Consider the following 23211-nt stretch of genomic DNA (forward strand, 5'->3'; position numbering starts at 1 on the left):
TGCTGGCGCGCCGCTACACTGGGCGGCCATATGACCAGCGAATTCCAGCCCCCTTACGTGCCGCTGTCCGATGTGCACAGCGCCTTGAAAACCACCGGCTTCGCCTTGCTGAGCGCCGAGGCCGTGGGCGAGTGGCTCGCCGCGCGGCCGGTGGACCTGGCCGGGCTGCACACCGGCTGGAACCAGCTGCCGCCCGACGCCTACCTGAAGGACGGCGGGCGCTACCGCAGCCGCCGCCACAGCTGCTTCGTGGTGGAGGACGACCGCGTGCGGCAGGTGCCGCACCGCGCGCACTGGCAGCCGCTGGAGTACAACGCCCTGCACGGCGGCATGCAGCGCTGGTTCGAACCCATGGAGCCGGCCACGGTGGCGCAGCCGGTGTGGAGCCGCCTGCTGGCCCGGCTGGGCGAGGCCGCCAGCGCGCTGCGCGGCGCGCAGCCCTGGAGCGTGGAGGCCCACGTGTTCCGCATCGACACCACCGACGGCATCGGGCGGCCCACGCCCGAAGGCGCGCACCGCGACGGTGTGGACCTGGTGGCCGTGTTCATGGTGGACCGCCACGCCATCAAGGGCGGCGAGAGCCGCGTGTTCGAAGCCAACGGCCCGAGCGGCCAGCGCTTCACGCTGCGCGAGCCGTGGTCGCTGCTGCTGCTCGACGACGCGCGCGTGATCCACGAGAGCACGCCGATCCAGCCGCTGGAAGGCGATGCCCTGGGCTGGCGCGACACGCTGGTGGTGACCTACCGCAGCGGGGCCTTCCAGGGCGACGCCTCAGCCTGACGGCGGCGGTTCGTAGGCGCGGATCGGCGGCAGCGGTCCGTCGAAACGCTCCACCTGAACCGTGCTGAGCTGGCCCGCGCAGCCCTGGGCCAGCGACGAGGTGCCGACGTCCCGGGTGAGCACATTGGGGTTGCCGTGGGCGCACATCGGCCGGCCCTGGGCATCCTGCACGGGGTCGTACCAGGCGCCGGTGGGCAGCTGAATCACGTCTTCGCGCATGTCGGCGCACAGGCGCGCGCTGGCCAGGCAGGCCCCGATCTCGTTGAAGAGGCGCACGGTGTCGCCCTCGCGAATGCCGCGCGCGGCGGCCGCGGCCGGGTGCAGGGTGCACACCTCGCGGCCCTGGCGCTTGGTGGACTGGCTGTGGGCGCCGAAGTCGAGCTGGCTGTGCAGCTTGGAATGCGGCTGGTTGGCCACCAGCCACAGCGGGTGGGCCGCATCGGGCGCGAAGCTCGGGGGCAGCCAGGCCGGGTGGCCGGGGCAGTCCGCGTAACCGAAGCCGGCCACCACGGGTGAGCTGATCTGCACCTTGCCGCTGGGCGTGGCGAGCTTCGCGCCCTCGGGGTCGTGGCGGAAGGCGCGCAGGATGCCGCCGTCGTCGTCCTTCTGCGGCAGCAGGAGCTCGCCGCGTTGCCAGAAGGTCTCGAAGTCCGGCGCCTCCTGGCCCAGGGCTTCGAGCCCGGCGCGCGTGCGCTCGTACAGGTGCGCCAGCCATTGGCGCGTGTTCCGGCCTTCGCTGAAAGCCTGCAGGCCGCCCAGGCGCCCGGCCAGGTCGCAGAAGATGTCGTAGTCGTCACGCGCCAGGCCATGGGGTTCGGCGATGCGGTGCATGGCGACCACCAGCGGGTCGGTGGGGGTCGCGCCGATGTCTTCGCGCTCCAGCGTCATGGTGCAGGGCAGCACGATGTCGGCGTGGCGCGCGGTGGCGGTCCAGGCGATCTCGTGCACGACGAAGGTGTCGAGCGTGCGGAAGGCGTCGGCCAGGCGCTTGAGGTCCTGGTGGTGGTGGAAGGGGTTGCCACCGGCCCAGTAGGCCAGGCGGATGTGCGGGTAGGTGCGGCGCTGGCCGTTGTAGTCGAAGGGCTGGCCCGGGTGGAGCAGCATGTCGCTGATGCGCGCCACCGGAATGAAGGCCTTCACGCCGTTGTCGCCCTGCGGCAGCGCGGCGGCGGGCACCGCGTTGTTGCGCTTGCCGTAGTGCGCCAGCGTGCCCAGCGCGTAGTTGTAGCCTCCGCCGGGCAGGCCGAGCTGGCCCAGCGCGGCCGCGAGCACCGCCCCCATCCAGACCGGTTGTTCGCCGTGCTGCGAGCGCTGCAGCGAATGCGCCACCACCACCAGCACGCGCTGGCCAACCAGCGCGCGCGCCAGGTCGACCAGTTGCCGCTCGGGCAGGCCGCAGATCGGCGCGGCCCAGGCGCAGCTCTTGGGCACGCCGTCGCCGCGGCCCATCAGGTAGTCCTCGAAGGCTTCCCAGCCGTCGCAGCACCGATCGATGAAGGCGCGGTCGTGCGCGCCGTCGCTCACGAGCTGGTGCACCAGGGCCAGCATCAGCGCGGTGTCGGTGCCGGGCACGGCGGGCAGCCAGTCGAACGCCGCCTCGTCGGGCAGGTCGCTCTTGAGCGGGCTGATGGAGACGAAGCGGCAACCGCGCGCGGCGGCCGCGCGCATGGACTCGCGCTCGATGTGCCGGCTGATGCCGCCCGAGGCCACGCGCGAATTTTTCAGCGCCATGCCGCCGAAGGCCAGCACCACGTCGGTGTGTTCGACGATCTGCTCCCAGGTGACGTTGCGCCGCGCCACCTCCTCCATGGTGCCGATGACGTGCGGCAGCATCGGGCCCGAGGCGCCGGCGCTGTAGCTGTTCACCGAGCGCACGTAACCGCCCAGGGTGGTGTTCAGGAAGCGGTGGACCTGGCTTTGCGCGTGGTGGAAGCGCCCCGCGCTCGACCAGCCGTAGGAGCCGCCGAAGATGGCCTCGCAGCCGTGTTGTTGCTGCACGCGCCGCAGTTCGTCCGCGAGCCGGTCCAGCACCTCGTTCCAGGCCATGGGCACGAAACGGTCGTCGCCGCGCCGCGCGTCGGGCCCCGGGCCGTTCTCGAGCCAGCCGCGTCGCACCATCGGCGTGGTGACGCGGGCGCGATGGTGCAGGGCGGTCCTGAAGTTGTCGATCAGCGGGTTCGGGTCGGGGTCGCCCGCGTGGGGCCGCACGACGAGTTCGCCGTCCTGCCAACCGGCGGAGAAGACGCCCCAGTGGGCGCTGTGCGGGCGCAGGGCGATGTCGGGCTCAGATGAAAACGAGGAGGGCAAAGACACTATTCCGCCTTGAGGTTGCCGCGTTCCACGCCGCGCTTGTAGTTGGCGATGTCTTTCAGCACGAAGTCGCGGAAGGCCGCGCCGGTCAGGGACGAGGCCTGGGCGCCGTCCGCGCCGTAGACGCGTTGCACCTCCGGTGCCTGCATGGCCTGTTTCACGGCCTGGGCGATCTTGTCGACGACGGGCTGCGGCGTGCCCTTGGGCGCGGCCAGACCGTACCACTGCGTCATCACCACGTCGATGCCCGACTCCTTGAGCGTGGGCACCTGGGGCATGCTGGGGATGCGCCTGTCGGTGCTGACCGCGAGCAGGCGCAGCTTGCCGCCGTTGATGGCGCCCATGAGCGGCGTGTAGGGCGCGAAGAAGCTGTCGACCAGGCCGCCCATGAGGTCGGTCATGACCGGACCCGAGCCTTTGTAGGGCACGTGCAGGATGTCCAGGCCCCCTTGCTGTTTCACCATCTCCATCACGATCTGCGCGGCACCGCCCGTGCCGGTGGAGGCGTAGGTCATCTTGCCGCCCTTGGCGGTGGCGATGTAGTCCTGGATGGTCTTGATGGGGGAGTCGCCACGGACCACCAGGCCATAGGGCGTTTCCACCAGCTGGCTGACGAACACGAAGTCGTCGGGCACCTTGTAGGGCAGGTTGGTGCGGATCGCCGGCGCGCTGCCCACGTTGCCGCTCATGGCGAGCAGCAGGGTGTAGCCATCGGGCCTGGCCTGCGTCATCAGTTCGGCGGCGATGTTGCCGCCCGCCCCGGGCCGGTTCTCGACCACGATGGGTTTGCCGATGTGTTTGCCCAGCTCGTTGGCGATGGTGCGCCCATAGAGGTCGCCACCGCCCCCGGGTGGGAAGCCGATCAGCAGGCGGATCGGCTGATCCGGGTACTGGGCCGAGGCCACGGCGGCGAGGCCCATGAGCCCGGCCGCCACGACCGCGCGGGCGCCGCGGCGCAGCAGGGGTGTGAGGTGCATGAAGGTCTCCAGTCTGTTCTTGTGTGGTGTGGTCTTACGCTGCGCCTGTGGCGATCGGGGCGCCCGGCTGGGCGCTCCATTCGCTCCACGAGCCGGGGTAGAGCGCCGCGCCGCGCAGCCCGGCGACCTCCATGGCCAGCAGGTTGTGGCAGGCGGTCACGCCGGAGCCGCACTGGTTGACCAGCTGCGCCGCCGGCCGGCCTTCGGTGATGGCGTCGAATTCCCGGCGCAGCTGCGCGGCCGGTTTGAAGCGGCCGTCCGCACCCAGGTTGTCCTTGAACAGCCGGTTGCGCGCGCCCGGGATGTGCCCGCCGATCGGGTCCATGGTTTCGTTCTCGCCGCGAAAGCGGTCGGGCGCGCGCGCGTCCAGCACCAGCCGCTCGGCGCTGTCGATGTTGGCCTGGACCTCGTCGTACGACACCGTGGTGACCAGTGAGGGTTTCAGGCGGAAGCTGCCCGGGGCGGGCGCGCCCGGCGCGTCCTGGCTCAGCGCGTGGCCCGCCGCTTTCCAGGCGGCGATGCCGCCGTCGAGCACCGCCACGGCCGGGTGGCCGGCCCAGCGCAGCATCCACCACAGGCGCGCCGCGTACATGCCGCCGGCGTTGTCGTACGCAACCACCTGCGTGTCCGCATCGAGCCCGAGGGCGGCCATGGCCGCGGCGAAGGTCTCGCGGCTGGGCAGCGGGTGGCGGCCGTTGCGGCCGGTCTTCGTGGTGGACAGCACCTGGTCCAGGTGCACGTAGCGCGCGCCCGGGAGGTGCCCGCTGTCGTAGGCGCGCTGGCCGGCCTGCGGGTCGGTGAGTTCGAAGCTGCAGTCCAGCACCATCAGCGGTGCGCCGCTTTTCTGGGCGGCCGCGAGTTCGTCGGCGGAGATCAGGGTGTCGAAGGTGATCATGAAGCGGGTGCCCTTACTTGCTGGAGATTTCCTTGAGCAGGGCCGGCGTGAGCGCGGCCTTGTAGCGCGCGATGTCTTCGAGGATGAAGCCGCGGAACGCGTCCATGGGCAGGTTGCGCTCGGTGGCGGCGTCGCGGCGGATGGCGTCGCGCACTTCCGGTGTCGCGAGCGCGCGGCTCAGGTGGTCCGACAGGTGCTTGACCACGGCATCGGGCGTGCCCGCCGGCGCGACCAGGCCGTACCACTGCGTCACCGGCACGTTCACGCCGAGCTCCTTGAAGGTCGGCACATCGGGGATGGCCGGGTTGCGCTTGTCGCCGGTGATGGCCAGCAGCCGCAGCTGGCCCTGGCGCACCTGGTTCACCAGCGGCGAGGCGGTGGCGAAGAAGCTGTCGACCTGGCCGCCCAGCATGTCCGTGATGGCCGGGCCGGAACCCCGGTAGGCCACGTGCAGCATCTCCACGCCGGCCTCCTTGACCACCATCTCCATGCCCATGTGCGCGGCCGCGCCGGCGCCGGTGGAGGCGAAGCTGAGCTTCTGCGTCTTGGCCGCGTCCAGCAGCTCGCGCGCCGTCTTGAAGCGCGAACCGTGCGCGACGAACAGGCCGTGCGGCGCTTCCAGGATCATGCCGATGGGCGCGAAGTCTTCGGGCACCTTGTAGGGGATGCTCTGCGGCCGGGTGGCCGGCGCCACCGCGAGGTTGCCGCTCATGGCCAGCAGCAGGGTGTAGCCGTCGGGCTTGGCCTTGGCCACCAGGTCGGCGGCGATGTTGCCGCCCGCGCCGGTGCGGTTGTCGGCCACGACGGTCTGGCCCAGGCTCTTGCTCAGCGCGTTGGCGATCAGCCGGCCGTAGAGGTCGCCACCGCCACCGGGCGGGAACCCGATCACCAGCTTGATGGGCTGGTCGGGGTAGGCCGCGAAGGCCGGTGCGGCCGCGCCCAGGCCGAGCGAGAGCGCGAGGGCCAGCATGGTGCGGCGGCGAAGGGCTTTGAGGGCAGGGTGGTTCATCGGTTGGTCTCCATTGTTGTGGGGGAAGGAAGCAGCTGTGCCGCAGGCAGAGAATCTCAGTCCCGCAGCCAGGACTGCTGCTGGGCCACCACGCGGTCCACCGTGGCGCCGCATTGGCCGAGGTACTGCAGCGGGTCGGTGAAGTCGCGGATCTCGTCGTCGCTCAATTGCGTGAAGAGGCCTTCGTGCTGGCGCATGGCGTCGGCGAAGTCGAGCCGGGACGTGATGCCGTGCATGGACGCTTCGTAGATCCACTCGTGGGCCGTCTGCTTGCCCACGCGCTCGGAGAGCTCCAGCATCACGCGCTCGGACAGCAGGTAGCCGCGCATCTTGTCGAGGTTGGCCGCCATCACGTCCGCGTTGACCTTCAGGCCGGCCAGCAGGTTCCTGGCCTGGAACAGCATGGCGCCGGCGATCAGGCAGCACTCGGGCAGGGCCTTCCATTCCATCTTCCAGGCGATGCCGTCGCGCTCGCTTTCCTGCACCATGCCCTCGACCATCATGGCGGCGTTGTAGCGCAGCGGGCGCGAGAGGCCGGCCAGGTTTTCGGCGGAGGTGGGGTTGCGCTTGTGCGGCATGGTCGACGAGCCCAGCTTGCCGTCGGAGAAGCCTTCTTCCACCTCGCCGAATTCGTTGCGCTGCATGTTGAACAGCTCGTTGCCGATCTTGGAGAGCGTGGCGCCCAGCATGGCCAGCAGGTTGGCGTACTCGGTGAAGCGGTCGCGCGCGGGCGCCCAGCTGATGGCGGGTGTGCCCAGGCCCAGCTTGGTGAGCATGAGCTGTTCGAGCTCCTGTGCCTTGGGGCCCAGCGAGGCCTGGCTGCCCACGGCGCCGGCCAGCATGCCGACCAGCACGCGCGGCGCGGCCTGCACCAGGCGCTCGTGGTGGCGCCCGAGCTCGTCGAGCCAGATCGCGCACTTGTGGCCGAAGGTGATGGGCAGGGCCTGCACGCCGTGGGTGCGGCCGGCCATGGGCACGTCCCGGTGCGTCACGGCCAGGCGGGCCAGCTCCTGGCCGACCGCCTTCAGGTCGCGCAGCGCCACGGCGTGGAACTCCTTGAGCTGCAGGGCCACGCCGGTGTCGACCACGTCCTGCGTGGTGGCGCCGTAGTGCACCCATTCGCCGTTGTCCTTGCTGCAGCGGGCCTGCAGCTGCTTGAGCGCCGGCACCAGCGAATGCTTGATGCGGCGGATCTCGGCCGACATGGTGGCGATGTCGATGTGCTCGACCCGCGCCTGCTGCGCGATCTCCTGGGCGGCGGCGGCCGGGATGAGGCCCAGCTCGGCCTGGGCGGCGGCCAGGGCGGCCTCGAAGTCGAGCCACTTCTGGATGCGGTTCTCTTCGCCGAAGATGCGGCGCAGCTCATCGGTGCCCCAGAGGTGCTGGAGCGATTGCATGTCGAAGACGGAAACGGGCATGGAAATCCTGAAGGGTTAGAGAACGGGTTGGGGGACGGGCAGCGCGCGCGGCAGCACGCGCCCGGGGTTGAAGGTGTTGGCGGGATCGATCGCCTGCTTGATGCGCGCCATCAGCTCCAGCGCGATGGGCGGCTTGTGGTGGAGGAAGGCGGCCTGCTTGAGGCGGCCGATGCCGTGTTCGGCCGAGATCGAGCCTTGCAGGCGCGCGGTGATGGCGTGCACCGTGTCGTGGATCGTGTCTTCGTGGCGCAGGAAGTCGCTGTCCGGCATGCCCGGGGGCTTGCTCTGGTTGTAGTGCAGGTTGCCGTCGCCGACGTGGCCGAAGCAGACCACGCGCACGCCGGGCAGCAAGGCCTGCAGCGCCGCGCCGGCCTCGGCGATGAACTCGGGGATGCGCGAGACGGCGACCGAGATGTCGTGCTTGATGGACGGCCCGTCCAGCCGCTGGGCCTCGGGCACGTGCTCGCGCAAGGCCCACAGGTCGTGGCTCTGCTGGCCCGAGCGGGCCAGCACCGCGTCCAGCACCAGGCCTTGTTCGATCGCCTGGCCCAGCACGTCTTCCACCGCGGGCGAGGGGTCCATGCGGGTGGAGGTTTCCGACACGTCGAACAACACGGCCCAGCCGTACCCGCCGGGCAGGGGATCGCGCATGCCCGGTGTGCCGTGCGCCAGCACCTGGTCCAGCGCCTGGCGCCCCATCAGCTCGAAGGCCGTGACCCGTTCGCCGACCGCCGCGCCCAGCTCGGCCAGCAGCTCCACGGCGGCCTGCGGATCGCGCACGGCCACCCAGGCGGTGACCACCTGCCGGGGTGGCGCGAACAGCTTGAAGGTGGCGGCCGTCACGATGCCCAGGGTGCCCTCACCGCCGATGAACAGCTGCTTGAGGTCGTAGCCGGTGTTGTCCTTGCGCAGGGCGCCCAGGGCGTCGAGCACGCGGCCATCGGCCAGCACCACCTCCAGGCCCAGGGTCAGGTCGCGCGTGTTGCCGTAGCGCAGCACCTGCTCGCCGCCGGCGTTGGTCGACACCACACCGCCCACCGTGGCGCTGCCCTCCGAGGCCAGCGAGAGCGGGAACAGGCGCCCTTGGGCGGTGGCGGCTTCCTGCGCCGCCAGCACGGTGCAGCCGGCCTCCAGCGTCATGCTGTTGTCCAGCGGGTCCACGCGCCGCACGGCGGTCATGCGGTCCAGGCTCAGCAGCACCTCGCTGCGCGAGGCGTCGGGTGTGGAGCCGCCCACCAGGCCCGTGTTGCCGCCTTGCGGCACCACCGCCACCTGGCTCGCCGCGCACGCGGCCACCACGCGCGACACCTCCGCCGTGCTGGCGGGGCGCACCACGGCGCGCGCGGCGCCGGGAAAGTTGCGCCGCCAGTCACCGACGTAACGCGCGGTGGCCGCGTCGTCCGTCAGCACATGGCTGGCGCCGACGATCGCGGCCAGTTCGGCAACCAGGGGGTCAGGGGCATTCGACATGGTGGGTGTGTTGGGTTTGTTCATTTCATTCAATGAACTATGATTCAATGAATGAAACTATAAATCCGACCACCCCCGCTGTCAACCGAGATAATCCGCAGTCGCGGACACCCACCATGAAGCCAAGCAAAAACCACCCAGCCCCATCGGTCCTTCCTGGCGAGCCGGCGGACGCCAGCGCCCCCAAGCCGCCCGCGGGCGTGCTCGAGCGCGGCCTCTCCATCCTCGAATGCTTTCGCGAGGACCGCCTGCGCATGTCCCTGCGCGAACTGGCCGAGTGCACCGGGCTGGACAAGGCCACGCTGCTGCGCCTGCTGGGCGTGCTGCAGCGCGCGCGCATGGTCCACCGGTTCGACAGCGGCAGCTACGCGCCGGGCCCGGCACTGCTGCACATGGGCATGCTCTACCGCAGCACCTTCGATCTGGGCACGCGCCTGCAGCCCGTGCTGCACGCGGTCATGCAGCAGACGGGTGAGACCGTGGCCTTCTACATCCGCAGCGGCGACGACCGCGTGTGCCTCTACCGCGAGAACACGGTCAAGGAGGTGCGCCACCATGTGGAGGTGGGCACGCGCCTGCCGCTGGCGGCGGGCGGCTCATCGGCCCACATCCTGCTGGCCTTCACCGGCAGCCCCACGCCGCACCAGGCCGAGATCGACGCCAAGGGCTACGCCATGACGCGCGCCGAACGCGTGGACGAGATGGCCTCGGTGGCGCTGCCGGTGTTCGACGGCGATGGGACCTTCCTGGGCGCCATGGTCGTCATCGGCCTGGCCTCGCGCCACAACATCGTGGCCCAGCGCAAGGCGGCGGACATTGTGCGCCAGGAACTCGCGCTGCAGGGCTTCGCCAGTGCCGCGCCCAATGGCTGGCGCGTGCCGGCCGCCTGACGCGGCCCTGCTCAAATGCCGAAGAGGTCGGCGCTGGGCCGGCAGGGCGCCTCGTCGTTCGACGCGTCCGCGAAGGCCCCGCACCAGCGGGTCAGCCGCGCGGCCTGCGGGTCGGTCATGGCCGGCGCGAAGGCCCGCATGCGCGCCTGCAACTGCGCCCAGTCGAAAGGGTCTTCGGGGTCGCCCCGGCGCAGCTCGCGGTAGGCGCTCAGGCTGCGGCCGTCCTTCAGCGTGACCGTCACGCGCGAGGGGCGCTTTTCCGGGAAGCCGCGCTGAAAGGCCTCGTCCGTGCTCACGTGCACGCGATCGGCCAGGGCCAGCAGCACGGGCGATGACAGGTCGGGCGTTTCCATGTCGGCGATGCCGAGCCGACCCTGGATCAGCAGCGTGGCCACCACGTAGCGCAGGCAGAACGGCGTCTCCGCGGGCTTGGTGGGCCAGTGCACGCCGGCGATCTTGAGCGCGTGCGGAAAGATGACCACCTGCACCGACTCGATGTCCTGCACGGCAGGCGCATGCTGGTCGAGGATCTCGCGGGTGGCGTCCAGCGGCGTGAAGAGCTGGGCGCAGCAAGGCCAGGCCTTGATGGTGGCGGTGTTCAGGCGCTCGGGCGCGTCCAGGTCGCTGTCCAGCGCGGTCAAGGGGCCGTCGCCACCCAGCAGCGCGTAGAGGCCGCGCCGCCCCGTGACGAATGCGCGCGCGCCGGGGAAACCTGCCTGTGCCGCCCAGGCGGCCATCAGGCCGTTGCGCACCGCGAAGCCGGGATGCAGCGATTTGGCCTCGTGGGCCTCGTCGTCCACCAGTTGCCACAGGCCGGCCGACTGCGTGGCCGCGATGCCCAGGGCGTGGTGCAGCTGTGCCTGCGGCAGGCCCAGCGCCACCGCACTGGCCGCCGCCGCCCCCACCGTGCCCGCCGTCGCGGTGGCGTGAAAGCCCGCGGCGTGGCGGGTGCCCAGGGCCTCGCCCACCCGCAGCGCCACCTCGTAGCCGGCCACGATGGCGTCCGCCGCGCGGCGCATCGACAGCGCCTGCGTGGCCGCCAGCGCGAGCACCGGCGAGATCGCCACCACACCCGGGTGCAGCATGGCGGCGCGGTGCGCGTCGTCGATCTCGCGCAGGTGCGCGATGCCCGCATTGGCGAAGCCGGCCGCCAGGGGCTGCGCCGGGGCGCCACCGAACACCGGCGCCGGCCCGGGGCCGGGCACGCTGGTGCGGGCCAGCCCCCTCAGCGCCGAGGCGCCGGGCATGCCGACGGCGGCCCAGCCGGCGGTGAACCAGTCCAGCAGCGCCTGGGCCAGCCGCTCGCGCGTGGCGTCAGGGAGGGGCCGCTGCTGAAGGCCGGCGAGGTGGGCGACCAGGGTGGACTCGGGGGTGGAGGGCATGTGGTTGGTTCATTAAATGAAATGTGTTTCATTATATAAACCAAGCCCCACCACGAACCGATGCGCCGATTCAGACGCTCACCCAGCCCCTGAACCCGCGCGAGGCGTAATACGACTGCACGCCGTTGTGGTACGTGAACACCTGGTCGTAGCGCCGGTCGCAGAACAGGGCGCCCCCCAGCTTGCGGATCTCGGGCGGCGTGGCCACCCAGCTGGAGGTCTTCAGGTCGAATTCGCCGAACTGTTGGAGCTGGCGGTACTGCGCCTCGGTCAGCAGCGACACGCCCATGGCCTGGGCCACCTCGGCCGCGCTGCCCGCCGGCTTGTTCTCCTTGCGCGCGGCCAGGGCTTCGCCGTCGAAGCACAGGCTGCGGCGCCCCGCCGGGCTTTCGGCGGCGCAATCGCAGAACAGGTAGGCGCCGTGCTCGTCCGCCGTGCCGATGACGTCGGGCTCGCCGCCCGTGCTCTCCATCTCGGCCAGGGTGTTCAGCTTGTCGGGCTTGCTTTGAAGGCGGGCCAGCACGTCGGCCCAGCCGACCTTGGCATGCCGCTTCATGTGCTTCTCGAACCGCTGCTTCAAGGTGCGCAGCAGCTCGTCGCGTTGTTCGGCTTTCATGTGGCGCCCCCTGTGTTCAAACCCGTTCGAAGATCGCGGCGATGCCCTGGCCGCCGCCGATGCACATCGTCACCAGCGCGTAGCGGCCCTGGATGCGCTGCAGTTCGTGGAGGGCCTTCACGGTGATCAGCGCGCCCGTGGCGCCGATCGGGTGGCCCAGCGAGATGCCCGAGCCGTTGGGGTTGACCTTGGCCGGGTCCAGGCCGAGGTCGCGCGTGACGGCGCAGGCCTGCGCGGCGAAGGCTTCGTTGGCCTCGATCACGTCCAGGTCCTTCACCGTGAGGCCGGCCTTCTGCAGCGCCAGCTTCGTGGCCGGCACCGGGCCGATGCCCATGTACTTCGGGTCCACGCCCGCGTGCGCATACGCCACCAGGCGGGCGAGCGGCTTCGCGCCGCGCGCCTTGACCGCGCCGCCATCCATCAGCACCACGGCCGCGGCCGCGTCGTTGATGCCCGAGGCGTTGCCGGCGGTCACGGTGCCGTTCTCCTTCAGGAACACCGGCTTGAGCTTGGCCAGGTCGTCCATCGTGGCGTTGGCGCGGAAGTGCTCGTCGGTGGCGTAGGCCACGTCACCCTTCTTGCTCTTGAGCATCACGGGCACGATCTGATCCTTGAACAGGCCGGCCTCGGTGGCGCGCTGCGCGCGGTTGTGGCTTTCCACGGCGAGCCTGTCCTGGTCCTCGCGCGTGATGCCCCACTTGGCCGCGATGTTCTCGGCGGTCACGCCCATGTGGATGGTGTGGAAGGGATCGTGCAGCGCGCCGACCATCATGTCCACCATCTTGGTGTCGCCCATGCGCGCGCCCCAGCGCATGTTCAGGCTGGCGAACGGCGCGCGGCTCATGCATTCGGCACCGGCGCCGATGGCCACGTCGGTGTCGCCCAGCAGGATGCCCTGCGCGGCCGACACGATGGCCTGCAGGCCCGAGCCGCAGAGGCGGTTGACGTTGAAGGCGGGCGTGCCTTCGGCGCAGCCGCCCTGGATGGCCGCGACGCGCGAGAGGTACATGTCTTTCGGCTCGGTGTTGACCACGTGGCCGAACACCACGTGGCCCACGTCCTTGCCTTCGACGCCCGCGCGCGCGAGCGACTCGCGCACGACGAGCGCGCCGAGCTCGGTGGGAGGCTGGTCTTTCAGGCTGCCGCCAAAGGTGCCGATGGCGGTGCGAACGGCGCTGACGACAAAAACTTCTCGCTGGTTGCTCATGGGGTTTCTCCGAGGGTTGAAGGTCGGGCTCCATCGTAGTCCGATCGGCCGGGCCTGCTCTCGGAGCCCATGGGCAGGGCATTGCCCTGCGTTGGGGCCGCTTCAGCCCACCACGACGGAGCGCGTCACCAGGTAGGCCTCCAGCGACTGCGGGCCGTTCTCGCGGCCGAAGCCGCTGTCCAGCACACCCCCGAACGGGGTTTCGGGCTGCATCAGCGTGACGGTGTTGATCGCGATGGCCCCGGCCTGCACCTCCTCGCAAAGGCGGCGCGCCGATTCGAGGTGCTGCGTGAAACCGAAGGCGGCCAGGCCCAGCGGCAGCGCGTTGGCCATGGCAATCGCTTCGTCGAGCGTGTCGAAGGGCATCACCGGCACCAGCGGACCGAACGGTTCCTCGTGCCAGATGCGCGCGTCGGGCGGCACGTCGGCCAGCACGGTGGGTTCGTAGAAGAAGCCGGGCCCCCCTCCGGCCCTGCCGCCGCAGACCACGCGGGCACCACGCTGGCGCGCGTCCTCCACGAGGCCGGCGACGGCCGCCGCGCGGCGCCCATGGGTCAGCGGCCCCATGGTCGTGCCTTCGGCCGCACCATCCCCCATGACGGTGTTTTCCGCCACGGCCCTGAACGCGTCCACGAACCGTGCGCAAAGGCTGCGGTGCACGAGAAAGCGCGAAGGATTGGCGCAGATCTGGCCCGCGTTGCGCAGCTTGATCTGGGCCAGAGCGGCCACGGTGCGCGCCAGGTCGGCGTCGGCGCAGACGATGGCGGGCGCGTGGCCGCCCAGCTCCAGCGTGATGGGCTTGAGCTGCTCCCCGGCCTGTTGCGCGAGCAGGCGGCCGACCTGGGTCGAGCCGGTGAACGAGATCTTGCGGATGGCCGGTGATGCGATCAGCGCCGAGGAGATCTGCGCGGCTTCGCCGACCAGCATCTGCAGAACGCGGCCGTCGATGCCCGCGTCGTGAAAGCAGCGCACCAGGGCGGCCGCGGCACGCGGTGTTTCCTCGGCGGGCTTGAGGATGACGCTGCAGCCTGCCGCGAGCGCGGCCGACACCTTGATCGCGGACAGCATGACGGGAAAGTTCCAGGGCGTGAGCGCCGCCACCGGTCCGACCGGCAGTTTCATCGTCTGAAAGCTCACGCCGGCATGGCGCGAGGGAATGGTCTGGCCCATGGTGCGCCGGCCTTCCTCGGCATTCCATTCGATCATCTGCGCGGCCTGCTCGATCTCGCGCTCGGCCTCCAGGCGGGTCTTGCCCTGTTCCTCGGTCAGTGTGGGCGCGATCTCGGCCGTGCGCTCGCGCAGCAGCGCGGCCGCGCGGCGCAGCCGATGGCCGCGTTCCAGCGCCGTCATGGCGCGCCAGTGGCCGAAGCCGGCCTCGGTGGCTCCCAGCGCCTCCTCGACGTCCTGCGCCGACGCGGCCTGGAATCGCGCCACGACCTGGGCGTTCGCGGGGTTGAGCACGTCCAGGGTTCTGCGGCCCTGGCCGTGTCGCCATTGGCCGGCGATGCATTGCAGGGCGGAGGGTTCGATCGTCATGGTCGTGTCCTTCATGACCGGAGGTCGGCGCGCACCATGTCCGCGGCCTTCTCGGCCATCATGACGATGGGCGCATTGGTGTTGCCCGAGACCACGAGGGGCATGGCGGCGCCATCGACCACGCGCAGGCCCTGCACGCCGCGCACGCGCAGGCGGGGGTCGAGCACGGCGCTGGCGTCGCTGTCGGGTCCCATCCTGCAGGTGCCGACCGGGTGGAAGATGCTGCCCGAACGCTGGCGCACCCAGGTCAGGATGTCCTCGTCGCTCTGCAGCGCGGCGCCGGGTTCGTTGGCCTGGACCACGTAGCGCGCCAGCGGCTGGGCCGCGGCGATGTCGCGCATCCTGCGCACGGCCGCCACCGCCAGGCGCTGGTCGGATTCGTGCTGCAGGTAGTTGGCATGGATGCGCGGCGCGGACAGAGGGTTGGCGTCGCGCAGCGCGATGTGCCCACGGCTTTCGGGGCGCAGCAGGCAGGCCGACAGCGTGATGCCCGGGAAGGGGTGCGGCGGCTGGTGCGGGCGGTCGAAGCTGACCAGGCCGAAGTGGATCTGGATGTTGGGCCAGTCGGCGTGCGCGGGGTCGTCCAGGGAGAAAAAGGCGCCGGCGCGGTAGACGCCCGTGGCCAGCGAACCGGTGCGCGTGGTCACGTAGCGCAGGAAGTCCCGGGCGCTGCGCCAGCGGCTGTGGGCGATGTCGTTGAGCGTTTCGACGCCCTGGCAGCGGAAGGAGGGTCGCACCTGCAGATGGTCCTGCAGGTTCTGGCCCACGCCGGGCAGATCCAGCGCCACCCGGATGCCATGCGGTTGCAGCGCCTGGGCCGGGCCCAGGCCCGAGAGCATGAGCAGCTGTGGCGACTGGATCGCGCCGGCGCAGAGGATCACTTCGTGGCGCGCGCGCACGAGCTGCCGCAGCCCTTGCACCATCACATGAACGCCCGTGGCGCGCAGGCCCTGGAGTTCCAGGCCCAGGGCCTGCGCACCCGACAGCACCTTCAGGTTGGGCCGGGCCATCGCGGGCCGCAGGTAGGCGTGGCCCGTGCTCATGCGGCGCCCGCGGCGCACCGTCATGCGGAAGTAGCCGGCGCCGGTGTTGTCGCCGCCATTGAAGTCGTCCGTGGCCGGCACGCCGGTGCGCGCGCAGGCGTCGATGAAGGCGTCGGACAGCACATCGCGCGGCAGGTCGCTCACCCACAGCGGGCCGCCCCTGCCGTCGCTGCCGGGCCGGTGGCGTTCGCCGTGCATGGACCGCTGGAAGTAGGGCAGCACGTCGTTCCACGACCAGCCTTCGTTGCCCATGGCCTGCCACTGGTCGTAGTCGCGGCGGTGGCCGCGCAGGTACAGCATGCCGTTGATGAGGCTGGAGCCGCCCAGGCCCTTGCCACGCGGCCAGGGCAGCTTGCGCCCACCCATGGCGGGCTCTTCTTCCGTCTCGAAACACCAGTCGAACCGCGGACGCCCGACGGTCTTGAAATAGCCGATGGGAATGCCGAGCCAGGGGTCGTTGCTGGGCTGTCCTGCTTCGATCAGCAGCACGCTCAAGCCCGGGTCCTCGCTCAGGCGCGCGGCCAGCGCGCAGCCGGCCGAGCCCGCGCCGACGACGACGACGTCGGCTTCGTGCAATGGTTTGCGCATGCCCTCAGTCCACCTTGATCTGCGCGCTGCGACCGATCTGCATCCATTTGTCGGATTCGGTGGCCAGCACCTTGGCCGATTGCGCCGGCGTCATGGGCTCGATGTCGAGCGCCAGTGCGTCGAGCTTGTCCTTCACGCCAGAGCTCGTGAGCGCGCGGTTGAGTTCGCTGTTGAGGCGCTCCACGATGGGCCTGGGCGTGCCCGCTTTCACCGTCACCATGTCGAACGAGCGCAGAACGAAGCTGCTGTAGCCTTGTTCGGTCATGGTCGCCACGCCCTTGAGCAGGGGCAGGCGCTGGCTGCCCGTGGTGCCCAGCGCGCGCAGCTTGCCGCCCGCGATCTGCGGGATGGCCGCCGTCGCGGTCAGGAACATGAAATCGACCCGGCCGGCCAGCAGGTCGCTCACGGCCATGGTGAACTGGTTGTAGGGCACGTGCGTCATCTGGGTGCCGGTCTGCTGCTTGAACAGCTCCCCGGCCAGATGCGCTGGCGTGCCGTTGCCGCCCGAGCCGAAGTTCAGTTCGCCCGGCCTGGCCTTGGCGGCCTGCACCAGTTCCTGGGTGGATTTGTGCGGGCTGGCCTCGGCCACCGCCAGCACGTTGTAGTTCCAGGACAGGTGGCCGACCACGTCCAGGCTTTTCTGGAAATCGATCTTCTGCGCGGGGTAGAGCAGGGGTGCGACCAGCGAGGCCGAGGACAGCAGGTACAGCGTATGGCCGTCGGCGGGCTGGCGCAGCGCATCGAGCATCCCGATCGTGCCCACGGCGCCGGGTTTGTTCTCCACCACGACGGGCTGGCCCAGGCCGGCGGCCATGTGCTCGGCGACGATGCGCCCGGCCACGTCGGCCGGCGTGCCCGGCGGCCAGGGCACCACCATGCGCACCGGGCGCGACGGGTTGTTTTGCGCCGCCGCCACCAGGCAGCAGCCGGACAGCAGCGCACCCACGGCGACGTTCATCGCGCGGCGGGTCAGGGCGAAATCAGGCATGGGACAGTCTCCGTCAGGTGTTGTTGGAATTCATGCGCCGGCATTCACGGCGAGCGAATTATTGAGAGAGGGACAAGGCGGCCACAAATGAATTCTTCGGGGTGATTCATACCGACATCGGTATGATTGGCGCGTGTCGCTCCCTTCCCAACTCCAGCTCACGACCAAGCAGCTGCGGCTGATCAGCGTGCTCGCGCGCGAGTTGAATCTGAGCCGATCGGCCGAGGCGCTGCACACCACGCAGCCCGCGGTATCGCGGGCGCTGGCGGAGCTGGAGGCCCAGTTGAACGTGCGGCTTTTCCACCGCACGACCAAGCGCGTGGTACCGACCGCGGTGGGGCTTCGGTTGGCCCAGCGAGCCAGCCGCATCCTGGGCGAGCTGGAGCTGGTCAAGGAGGACCTGGCCGGCGTCGATGCGAGCGTCACCAGCGAGCTGCGCGTGGGCGCGCTGTCCCTGTTCTCGCCGCAGGCCCTGGCCGGCGCGATCGAGCGCATGCGCCGCACGCTGCCCCACGTGTTCATCCATGTGCAGATGCACCCGCTCGACGTGCTGCACGAGGAGTTGAGAGCAGGCCGGCTCGACGTGATGCTGACCCATGCCGAGCTGCGCGTGGACCTCAACACCGTGGAGGTGGTGCCGCTGTACGAGGAGCACAGCACCATCCTGGCCCGCGTGGGCCACCCGCTGCTGCGCAGGCGGCGGCTGGGCTGGGCCGACCTGGCGAAACCCGCCTGGGTGTTGCCGCCACCGCAGACGCCGCTGCGCCCCATGATCGACCGCATGCTGGCCTTGCACCGCGGCGGGGATCGGGGCGGTGTGGGACCTGACGTGCAGATCGACTCCCTGCTGACCGCCTTCGCCTTGACGGCCCGCACCGACATGCTGTGGGCCATCGCCAGCCAGATGGCGGCCAACTTCATCTCGCAGGGCGGAGTCGCCGAGATCGCGGCCCCCGCACCGCTGGTGCGCGGGCCGTTCTGTGCCTTCTATCTGCGCGAAGACCAGGCCAATGCGGTGCGCCGCAGCTTCCTGGACGGCCTGCGCAGCGAGTTGAGCCTGAGCGCCTTCTGAAACCCGCCTTGGCGGCACTGGCCTGGCCGGTGCGGCTTCAGAAGGCCTGCCGCGCCACCACCCGCAACTGCGCGCCGCTGCCGTCCTTGCCCGGCCGGGTGAGCAGGATCTCGCCCATGGCCGGGGTCTGGCCGGTGAGGGCGGCGACGTTGATGTGGTGCGTGACCAGCGCCAGGTTGCGCGGGGCCGACCAGCCTTGCACGGCATCGAGCACCTCGCGCGTCTGCTCCTCGCGCTCGTCGGGGCTGAAGAAGGCGTTGAGCGGCGCCCAGACGGTGTTCTTCTTGAAGGCCAGCATGGCGGTGTCGACACAGCGGCACCAGGCGCTGGAGCGCACCTCGTTGATCTTCACGCGCTCGCGCAGAAAGGCTTCGTGCATCTTGTTGGCCTGTTTGCGGCCGGTGTCGCTGAGCATGCGCTGGGTGCGGCAGTCGCCGAGCGTGAAGCCCGGCGGGTCGCCCGCGCCGGGCTCGGTCTGCGCGTGGCGCATCAGCAGCACGCAACCGCCTTCGCGCAGCAGGGTCCAGAAGCCCGCGTCCTGCGTGAAGGCGAGGGTGGGCAGGGTGGTGAGGGCGAGGGCGGTGGCCTGGGTGAAGTGGCGTCGTTGCATGGGGTCTCCCGGTCGCGGTCAATCGCGCACGTCGGCGACGGGGTTGCTGCCGAAGTCGGGCCGGTCCAGCCAGGCCAGCACGCTCGCGGCGGCGTCTTGCGGGGTGCTGAGCTGGCCCTGGCTTTTCAGGTCCTTGAAGCGTCCGACGTCGGGGAACGCGGCCGGGTCGCCCGAGCGCAGTTGCGACTGCATGTCAGTGTCGATCACGCCCGGGGCCAGCGACACCAGCCGCGCGCCATGTGGGCGCTGCGCTTCGTCGAGCGCGCTGCAGCGGGTGAAGTGGTCCATGCCGGCCTTGGCGGCGCAGTAGGGCGCCTGGGCTGCCATGGCGCGCCGGCCCAGGCCCGAGGAAATGTTGAGCACCTTGCGCGGGCCGCGCCAGCCGGCGTCCACCCAGGCGCCGGTGGCGCGCAGGAAGGCGGCGGTGAGCTGCATGGGCGCCTCCAGGCCCACGCGCAGCGCGTTGGCGAGGTCGTCGGGCGGGCAGTCGTCGATGGGGCCGATGCGCGGGATCACGCCGGCGTTGTTGATCAAGGTGGCGCTGGCGAAGCCCTGGGCGGCTTGTTCATTCAACCAGTCCTCCAGGCGCTGCGCGGCGCCGGTGGTGTCGGCGAGGTCTTGCGCCCATTGCGTGAGGGTGGCGTCGAGCCGCTGGGCTTCGTCGGCGAGCTGGGTGTTGATGTGGCGCGAGAGGCAGAGCAGGTGGCCGTTGGGCCGCAGCGACTGCAGGGCCATGGCCAGGCCCATGCCGCGCGAGCCGCCGGTGAGGATGGTGAGTTGGAGCGGGGTGGTGGTCATGTCAGAAGGGGCAGGGGCTGTGGAAGTGCACGGTGTCGCCGTGCTGCGGATGGGGCAACGAGAGTTGGTGGGCGTGCAGCAGCAGGCGCGGGGCGCGGGCCTGCTGTTCGGGGGTGGCGTACAGCATGTCGCCGAGTATGGGGTGGCCGATGGCTTGCAGGTGCACGCGCAGTTGGTGGGTGCGGCCGGTGACGGGTTCGAGTTCGAGCCGGGTGGTGTGGTCGTCGTCTGTGGGTGCTCCGGCGAGGCGCCAGCGGGTGACGCTGGGCTTGCCGAGTTCGGCGCTGACGATGCTGCGGGGCCGGTTGGGCCAATCGATGGTGAGGGGCAGGTCGATGGTGTTCCAGCCGTTGTCGGGTTGGGGGTTGCGCAGGGTGCCGGCGACGACAGCGGTGTAGCGTTTGTGGACTTCCCTTTGTTCGAAGGCGCGGCTGAGCTGGCGTTGGGCTTCGATGCCTCTGGCCATGACGACGAGGCCGGAGGTGGCCATGTCGAGCCGGTGGACCACGAGGGCGTCGGGCCATTTCGCCTGGGCCCTTGCGCTGAGGCAGTCCTGCTTGTCGGGGCCTCTTCCGGGGACGGCGAGCAGGCCTGCGGGTTTGTCGAGGACGATCATTTTTTCGTCTTCGTGGATTACGTTTAGGGTGCTCACTCGCTGCACCTCGCGGGCGCGTGGGCGCACGGCGCTCTGCTCCGCGGGTGTCCCCCGGCGGCTGGTGCCGCCTCCTCCTTGACCCCGCTGCGCAGAGCGCCGTGCGCCCACGCGCCAGAAGGAATGCGGGCGAGCAATGTTTCGTCTGCCAACGAGGTCATCGGCGACCGGGGGGACGGCGCAGCGAAGTCAAGGAGGAGAACCGGCGAAGCCGGTTCGGGGGACATGAGCGGAGCCGTCCCCCCCGGTCGCCGATGACCGGACCAGCCGGAGAAAAAGAGCACCACATCCACACATTCTCCAGGCAAAGGACAATACGCAGCATGCTGCTGCTGGCCCCCATGGAAGGATTGCTCGACGCCACCCTGCGCGATGTGCTCACGCGCACGGGCGGGATCGACCGCTGCGTGAGCGAATTCATCCGCGTGACCAACACCGTGCTGCCCGAGCGTGCCTTCATCCGCGTGGTGCCCGAACTGCTCAATGGCGGCCGCACCCGTGCCGGCGTGCCCGTGCGCGCCCAACTGCTCGGCTCCGACCCGACCCTGCTCGCGGAAAACGCCGAACGCCTGGCCGGCCTGGGCCCGCACGGCATCGACCTGAACTTCGGCTGCCCCGCCAAGACCGTCAACCAGAGCCGGGGCGGCGCCGTCCTGCTCGACGAACCCGAGCTGGTCGGGCGCATCGTGGCGGCCGTGCGCCGTGCCGTGCCGGCCCACATGCCCGTCTCCGCCAAGATGCGGCTGGGCTACAACGACGACGAACGCGCCGAAGACTGCGCCCACGCCATTGCCGAGGCCGGGGCGGACGAACTCGTGATCCACGCCCGCACCAAGGCCCACGGCTACCGGCCTCCCGCCTACTGGGACCGGCTGGCCGAGGTGCGCGCCTCGCTGCCACCGGCCCACCGGCGCCTGCCGGTGATCGCCAACGGCGAAATCTGGACCGTGGCCGACGCCGTGCGCTGCCGCGAGGTGACCGGCTGCGAACACCTCATGATCGGCCGCGGCATGGTGACCGACCCCGGCCTGGCCCTGGCCATCAAAGGCCTGGGCGGTGTGCCCTGGTCGGTCCTGCCCCCGCTGTTCGAGATCTTCTGGCGGCAGGTGAGCGCCCGCGTGGAGCGCCGCCACCGCTCCGGGCGGCTCAAACAATGGCTCAACTACCTGCGCAAACGCTACCCCGAAGCCCAGGCCGCGTTCGACGAACTGCGCCTGGTGAACGAGCCCGACGACATCGAGGCCTGGCTGCGTCGGGCCCAGGGACCGGACATCCTTACCACAGAGTCGATCCGGGCGCTGCCAGCAGAAATGGCGCCGGCGTGTTAACTTCCGGCCCCGGACCCGAACCACGACGCCTGTATGACCTCTCTCGAACAACGGCTGGCCGCCCTCCCAGGAGACCGTCTGCGCGGCATGCGTCGCGGCATTGAAAAAGAAAGCCTGCGCGCCCAGCCCGACGGCAAACTGGCGCTCACGCCACACCCGGCCGCGCTGGGCAGTGCGCTCACGCACCCCCACATCACCACCGACTACAGCGAGTCCCAGCTCGAACTGATCACGGGCGTGCACGACAGCGTCGAGGCCTGCCTGGCCGAGCTGACCGAAGTCCACCAGTACACCGTGCGCAGCCTGCGCGCCCAGGGCGACGAGATGATGTGGGCGTCGAGCATGCCCTGCGGCCTGCCGCCCGACGAAACCATCCCCATCGGCCGCTACGGCTCGTCCAACGTGGGCCGCGCCAAGAGCGTCTACCGCATGGGCCTGGCGCACCGCTATGGCCGGCGCATGCAGACCATCTCGGGCATTCACTACAACTGGTCGCTGCCGGGCGTGGACAACGACGGCTACTTCGCGCTGATCCGCAACTTCCGCCGCCACGCCTTCCTGCTGCTCACGCTGTTCGGCGCCTCGCCCGCGCTGTGCTCCACCTTCGTCGAAGGCCGCCAGCACGAGCTGCAGAAACTGGGCGACACCGGCACGCTGTACATGCCGCACGGCACCTCGCTGCGCATGGGCCGCCTGGGTTACCAGAGCGAGGCCCAGGCCACGCTGGCGGTGAGCTACAACGGCCTCGAAGGCTACGCGGCCTCGCTGCACGACGCGCTCACGCGCCCCTGGCCCGCGTACGAGGCGGTGGGCATCCGCAACCCGGGCGGCGACTACAACCAGCTCGCCACCACGCTGCTGCAGATCGAGAACGAGTTCTACGGCACCATCCGCCCCAAACGCGTGATCCGCCCCGGCGAGCGCCCGCTGCACGCCCTGCGCGAGCGCGGCGTGGAGTACATCGAGGTCCGGCTGATGGACCTCAACCCCTTCGAACCCATCGGCATCGGCGCGCCCACGCTGCGCTTCCTCGACGTGTTCCTGCTGCACTGCCTGCTGTCGGACAGCCCGCCCGACACGCCGGCCGAGATCCGCGAGCTGGCGCACAACCAGCACCTGACCGCCGCGCGCGGCCGTGAACCCGGCCTGAACCTGATGCGCAACGGCCAGAGCGTGCCGCTGATGCAGTGGGGCGCCGAGCTGCTGGAGCAGCTCGTCCCGATTGCCGCGCTGCTGGACGAAGCCCACGGCGGCAACGAGCACGCCCTGGCCGTGGCCCTGGCGCAAGGCCATCTGCAGGACCCCGACAAGCTGCCCTCGGCCCGCGTGCTGCAGGCCATGCACAAGCACCATGGCGATTCCTTCGTCGCTTTCGCGCGCGCCCAGTCGCGCGTGACGCACCAGCACCTGGCGGGCCTGCCCTGGGCCAGCAAGCTGCAGGCGAAATACGAAGCGATGGCCACGAAGTCGGTGGAAGACCAGCGCGCCATCGAAGCGGCCGACTCCATGCCGTTCGAGATTTACCGGCAGGAATACACCTCGCCGGCGCGGCTGGGCCGTCCGCAGGCGCAGACCGCGTCGCTGGCGGCCTGAGGCAGGGCGGCAAAGCCCGCCTGACCGGATGGGCAATGGCCCGCCCGGC

The 23211-nt window shown here is 70.5% G+C and carries 20 protein-coding genes; 5 read left to right on the forward strand and 15 right to left on the reverse strand.

Annotated elements, in window-relative coordinates:
• Positions 1-30 precede the first annotated feature (30 nt).
• Positions 31-780, forward strand: coding sequence for a 2OG-Fe dioxygenase family protein (locus tag ABSY19_RS22900; RefSeq protein ID WP_382156245.1), 750 nt, complete (start codon positions 31-33; stop codon positions 778-780).
• On the opposite strand, the gene ABSY19_RS22905 is transcribed toward ABSY19_RS22900, so the two are convergent.
• From ABSY19_RS22905 to ABSY19_RS22930, 6 genes are read right to left on the reverse strand one after another with little or no spacing between them, the layout of a single operon-like run.
• A complete protein-coding gene (locus ABSY19_RS22905) occupies positions 772-3093 on the reverse strand; it encodes a molybdopterin-dependent oxidoreductase (RefSeq protein WP_382156247.1) in 2322 nt (773 codons plus the stop codon). The genes ABSY19_RS22900 and ABSY19_RS22905 overlap by 9 nt on opposite strands.
• Positions 3093-4067, reverse strand: coding sequence for a Bug family tripartite tricarboxylate transporter substrate binding protein (locus ABSY19_RS22910; protein WP_382156249.1), 975 nt, complete (start codon positions 4065-4067; stop codon positions 3093-3095). The genes ABSY19_RS22905 and ABSY19_RS22910 overlap by 1 nt, the downstream gene beginning before the upstream one ends.
• 34 nt (positions 4068-4101) lie before the next feature.
• A complete protein-coding gene (locus ABSY19_RS22915) occupies positions 4102-4962 on the reverse strand; it encodes a sulfurtransferase (RefSeq protein ID WP_382156251.1) in 861 nt (286 codons plus the stop codon).
• Positions 4963-4975: 13 nt separating this feature from the next.
• Positions 4976-5971, reverse strand: coding sequence for a tripartite tricarboxylate transporter substrate binding protein (locus ABSY19_RS22920; protein ID WP_382156253.1), 996 nt, complete (start codon positions 5969-5971; stop codon positions 4976-4978).
• Positions 5972-6027: 56 nt separating this feature from the next.
• Positions 6028-7389 (reverse strand): adenylosuccinate lyase, encoded by a 1362-nt coding sequence (gene purB / locus ABSY19_RS22925; protein WP_382156255.1) that lies wholly within the window; start codon positions 7387-7389, stop codon positions 6028-6030.
• A gap of 15 nt (positions 7390-7404) precedes the next feature.
• Positions 7405-8859, reverse strand: coding sequence for an FAD-binding oxidoreductase (locus ABSY19_RS22930; protein ID WP_382156257.1), 1455 nt, complete (start codon positions 8857-8859; stop codon positions 7405-7407).
• Positions 8860-8975: 116 nt separating this feature from the next.
• Between ABSY19_RS22930 and ABSY19_RS22935 the strand changes: the two genes are divergently transcribed.
• Positions 8976-9749 (forward strand): IclR family transcriptional regulator, encoded by a 774-nt coding sequence (locus tag ABSY19_RS22935; protein WP_382156259.1) that lies wholly within the window; start codon positions 8976-8978, stop codon positions 9747-9749.
• Between the two features lie 11 nt (positions 9750-9760).
• Here ABSY19_RS22935 and ABSY19_RS22940 read toward each other — a convergent pair whose 3' ends face one another.
• The 6 genes from ABSY19_RS22940 to ABSY19_RS22965 all read right to left on the reverse strand — a co-directional run bounded on the left by ABSY19_RS22940 (position 9761) and on the right by ABSY19_RS22965 (position 17109).
• The gene (locus tag ABSY19_RS22940; RefSeq protein WP_382156261.1) at positions 9761-11131 is read right to left on the reverse strand and encodes an MmgE/PrpD family protein; all 1371 of its coding nucleotides are present in this window, start codon (positions 11129-11131) and stop codon (positions 9761-9763) included.
• Between the two features lie 70 nt (positions 11132-11201).
• Entirely contained in the window at positions 11202-11747 is a 546-nt protein-coding gene (locus ABSY19_RS22945; RefSeq protein WP_382156263.1) for a DUF4256 domain-containing protein, read from the reverse strand.
• A gap of 16 nt (positions 11748-11763) precedes the next feature.
• Positions 11764-12954: a beta-ketothiolase BktB gene (gene bktB, locus ABSY19_RS22950; protein ID WP_382156265.1), complete on the reverse strand. Its 1191-nt coding sequence runs from the start codon at positions 12952-12954 to the stop codon at positions 11764-11766.
• A gap of 102 nt (positions 12955-13056) precedes the next feature.
• Positions 13057-14490, reverse strand: a complete 1434-nt coding sequence (locus ABSY19_RS22955) for an NAD-dependent succinate-semialdehyde dehydrogenase (RefSeq protein ID WP_382156267.1) — start codon at positions 14488-14490, stop codon at positions 13057-13059.
• Positions 14491-14501: 11 nt separating this feature from the next.
• Entirely contained in the window at positions 14502-16121 is a 1620-nt protein-coding gene (locus ABSY19_RS22960; protein ID WP_382156269.1) for a GMC family oxidoreductase, read from the reverse strand.
• Positions 16122-16125: 4 nt separating this feature from the next.
• The gene (locus tag ABSY19_RS22965; RefSeq protein WP_382156271.1) at positions 16126-17109 is read right to left on the reverse strand and encodes a Bug family tripartite tricarboxylate transporter substrate binding protein; all 984 of its coding nucleotides are present in this window, start codon (positions 17107-17109) and stop codon (positions 16126-16128) included.
• Between the two features lie 133 nt (positions 17110-17242).
• Here ABSY19_RS22965 and ABSY19_RS22970 point away from each other — a divergent pair, with 133 nt between their 5' ends.
• Entirely contained in the window at positions 17243-18181 is a 939-nt protein-coding gene (locus ABSY19_RS22970) for a LysR family transcriptional regulator (protein ID WP_382156273.1), read from the forward strand.
• 37 nt (positions 18182-18218) lie between these two features.
• Here ABSY19_RS22970 and ABSY19_RS22975 read toward each other — a convergent pair whose 3' ends face one another.
• The 3 genes from ABSY19_RS22975 to ABSY19_RS22985 are packed head-to-tail and all read right to left on the reverse strand — an operon-like array spanning position 18219 to position 20205.
• On the reverse strand, positions 18219-18791 hold the full coding sequence (locus ABSY19_RS22975) for a histidine phosphatase family protein (protein ID WP_382156275.1): 573 nt from the start codon (positions 18789-18791) through the stop codon (positions 18219-18221).
• Positions 18792-18809: 18 nt separating this feature from the next.
• Positions 18810-19589, reverse strand: coding sequence for an SDR family NAD(P)-dependent oxidoreductase (locus ABSY19_RS22980; protein WP_382156276.1), 780 nt, complete (start codon positions 19587-19589; stop codon positions 18810-18812).
• A gap of 1 nt (position 19590) precedes the next feature.
• Positions 19591-20205 (reverse strand): pseudouridine synthase, encoded by a 615-nt coding sequence (locus ABSY19_RS22985; RefSeq protein ID WP_382156278.1) that lies wholly within the window; start codon positions 20203-20205, stop codon positions 19591-19593.
• A 359-nt stretch (positions 20206-20564) separates the two neighbouring features.
• Between ABSY19_RS22985 and ABSY19_RS22990 the strand changes: the two genes are divergently transcribed.
• Positions 20565-21569 carry a tRNA dihydrouridine synthase gene (locus ABSY19_RS22990; protein WP_382156280.1) on the forward strand — a complete coding sequence of 335 codons (1005 nt, stop codon included), beginning with the start codon at positions 20565-20567 and terminating at the stop codon, positions 21567-21569.
• Between the two features lie 33 nt (positions 21570-21602).
• A complete protein-coding gene (gshA, locus tag ABSY19_RS22995; protein ID WP_382156282.1) occupies positions 21603-23162 on the forward strand; it encodes a glutamate--cysteine ligase in 1560 nt (519 codons plus the stop codon).
• The last annotated feature ends 49 nt before the right edge of the window (positions 23163-23211 follow it).

Source organism: Hydrogenophaga sp. ANAO-22 (assembly GCF_042466645.1).
In the GTDB taxonomy this organism is placed as follows: Bacteria; Pseudomonadota; Gammaproteobacteria; order Burkholderiales; family Burkholderiaceae_C; genus Hydrogenophaga.

Bases quoted from the DNA above. Each gene is read 5' to 3' on its own strand.
- ABSY19_RS22975 (WP_382156275.1), bottom strand. From the start codon at position 18,791: ATGCAACGACGCCACTTCACCCAGGCCACCGCCCTCGCCCTCACCACC.
- ABSY19_RS22940 (WP_382156261.1), bottom strand. From the start codon at position 11,131: ATGCCCTCCACCCCCGAGTCCACCCTGGTCGCCCACCTCGCCGGCCTT.
- ABSY19_RS22930 (WP_382156257.1), bottom strand. From the start codon at position 8,859: ATGTCGAATGCCCCTGACCCCCTGGTTGCCGAACTGGCCGCGATCGTC.
- ABSY19_RS22980 (WP_382156276.1), bottom strand. From the start codon at position 19,589: ATGACCACCACCCCGCTCCAACTCACCATCCTCACCGGCGGCTCGCGC.
- gshA (WP_382156282.1), top strand. From the start codon at position 21,603: ATGACCTCTCTCGAACAACGGCTGGCCGCCCTCCCAGGAGACCGTCTG.
- ABSY19_RS22935 (WP_382156259.1), top strand. From the start codon at position 8,976: ATGAAGCCAAGCAAAAACCACCCAGCCCCATCGGTCCTTCCTGGCGAG.
- ABSY19_RS22945 (WP_382156263.1), bottom strand. From the start codon at position 11,747: ATGAAAGCCGAACAACGCGACGAGCTGCTGCGCACCTTGAAGCAGCGG.
- ABSY19_RS22910 (WP_382156249.1), bottom strand. From the start codon at position 4,067: ATGCACCTCACACCCCTGCTGCGCCGCGGCGCCCGCGCGGTCGTGGCG.
- ABSY19_RS22920 (WP_382156253.1), bottom strand. From the start codon at position 5,971: ATGAACCACCCTGCCCTCAAAGCCCTTCGCCGCCGCACCATGCTGGCC.
- ABSY19_RS22900 (WP_382156245.1), top strand. From the start codon at position 31: ATGACCAGCGAATTCCAGCCCCCTTACGTGCCGCTGTCCGATGTGCAC.
- ABSY19_RS22960 (WP_382156269.1), bottom strand. From the start codon at position 16,121: ATGCGCAAACCATTGCACGAAGCCGACGTCGTCGTCGTCGGCGCGGGC.
- purB (WP_382156255.1), bottom strand. From the start codon at position 7,389: ATGCCCGTTTCCGTCTTCGACATGCAATCGCTCCAGCACCTCTGGGGC.
- ABSY19_RS22990 (WP_382156280.1), top strand. From the start codon at position 20,565: ATGCTGCTGCTGGCCCCCATGGAAGGATTGCTCGACGCCACCCTGCGC.
- ABSY19_RS22955 (WP_382156267.1), bottom strand. From the start codon at position 14,490: ATGACGATCGAACCCTCCGCCCTGCAATGCATCGCCGGCCAATGGCGA.
- bktB (WP_382156265.1), bottom strand. From the start codon at position 12,954: ATGAGCAACCAGCGAGAAGTTTTTGTCGTCAGCGCCGTTCGCACCGCC.
- ABSY19_RS22985 (WP_382156278.1), bottom strand. From the start codon at position 20,205: ATGATCGTCCTCGACAAACCCGCAGGCCTGCTCGCCGTCCCCGGAAGA.
- ABSY19_RS22915 (WP_382156251.1), bottom strand. From the start codon at position 4,962: ATGATCACCTTCGACACCCTGATCTCCGCCGACGAACTCGCGGCCGCC.
- ABSY19_RS22965 (WP_382156271.1), bottom strand. From the start codon at position 17,109: ATGCCTGATTTCGCCCTGACCCGCCGCGCGATGAACGTCGCCGTGGGT.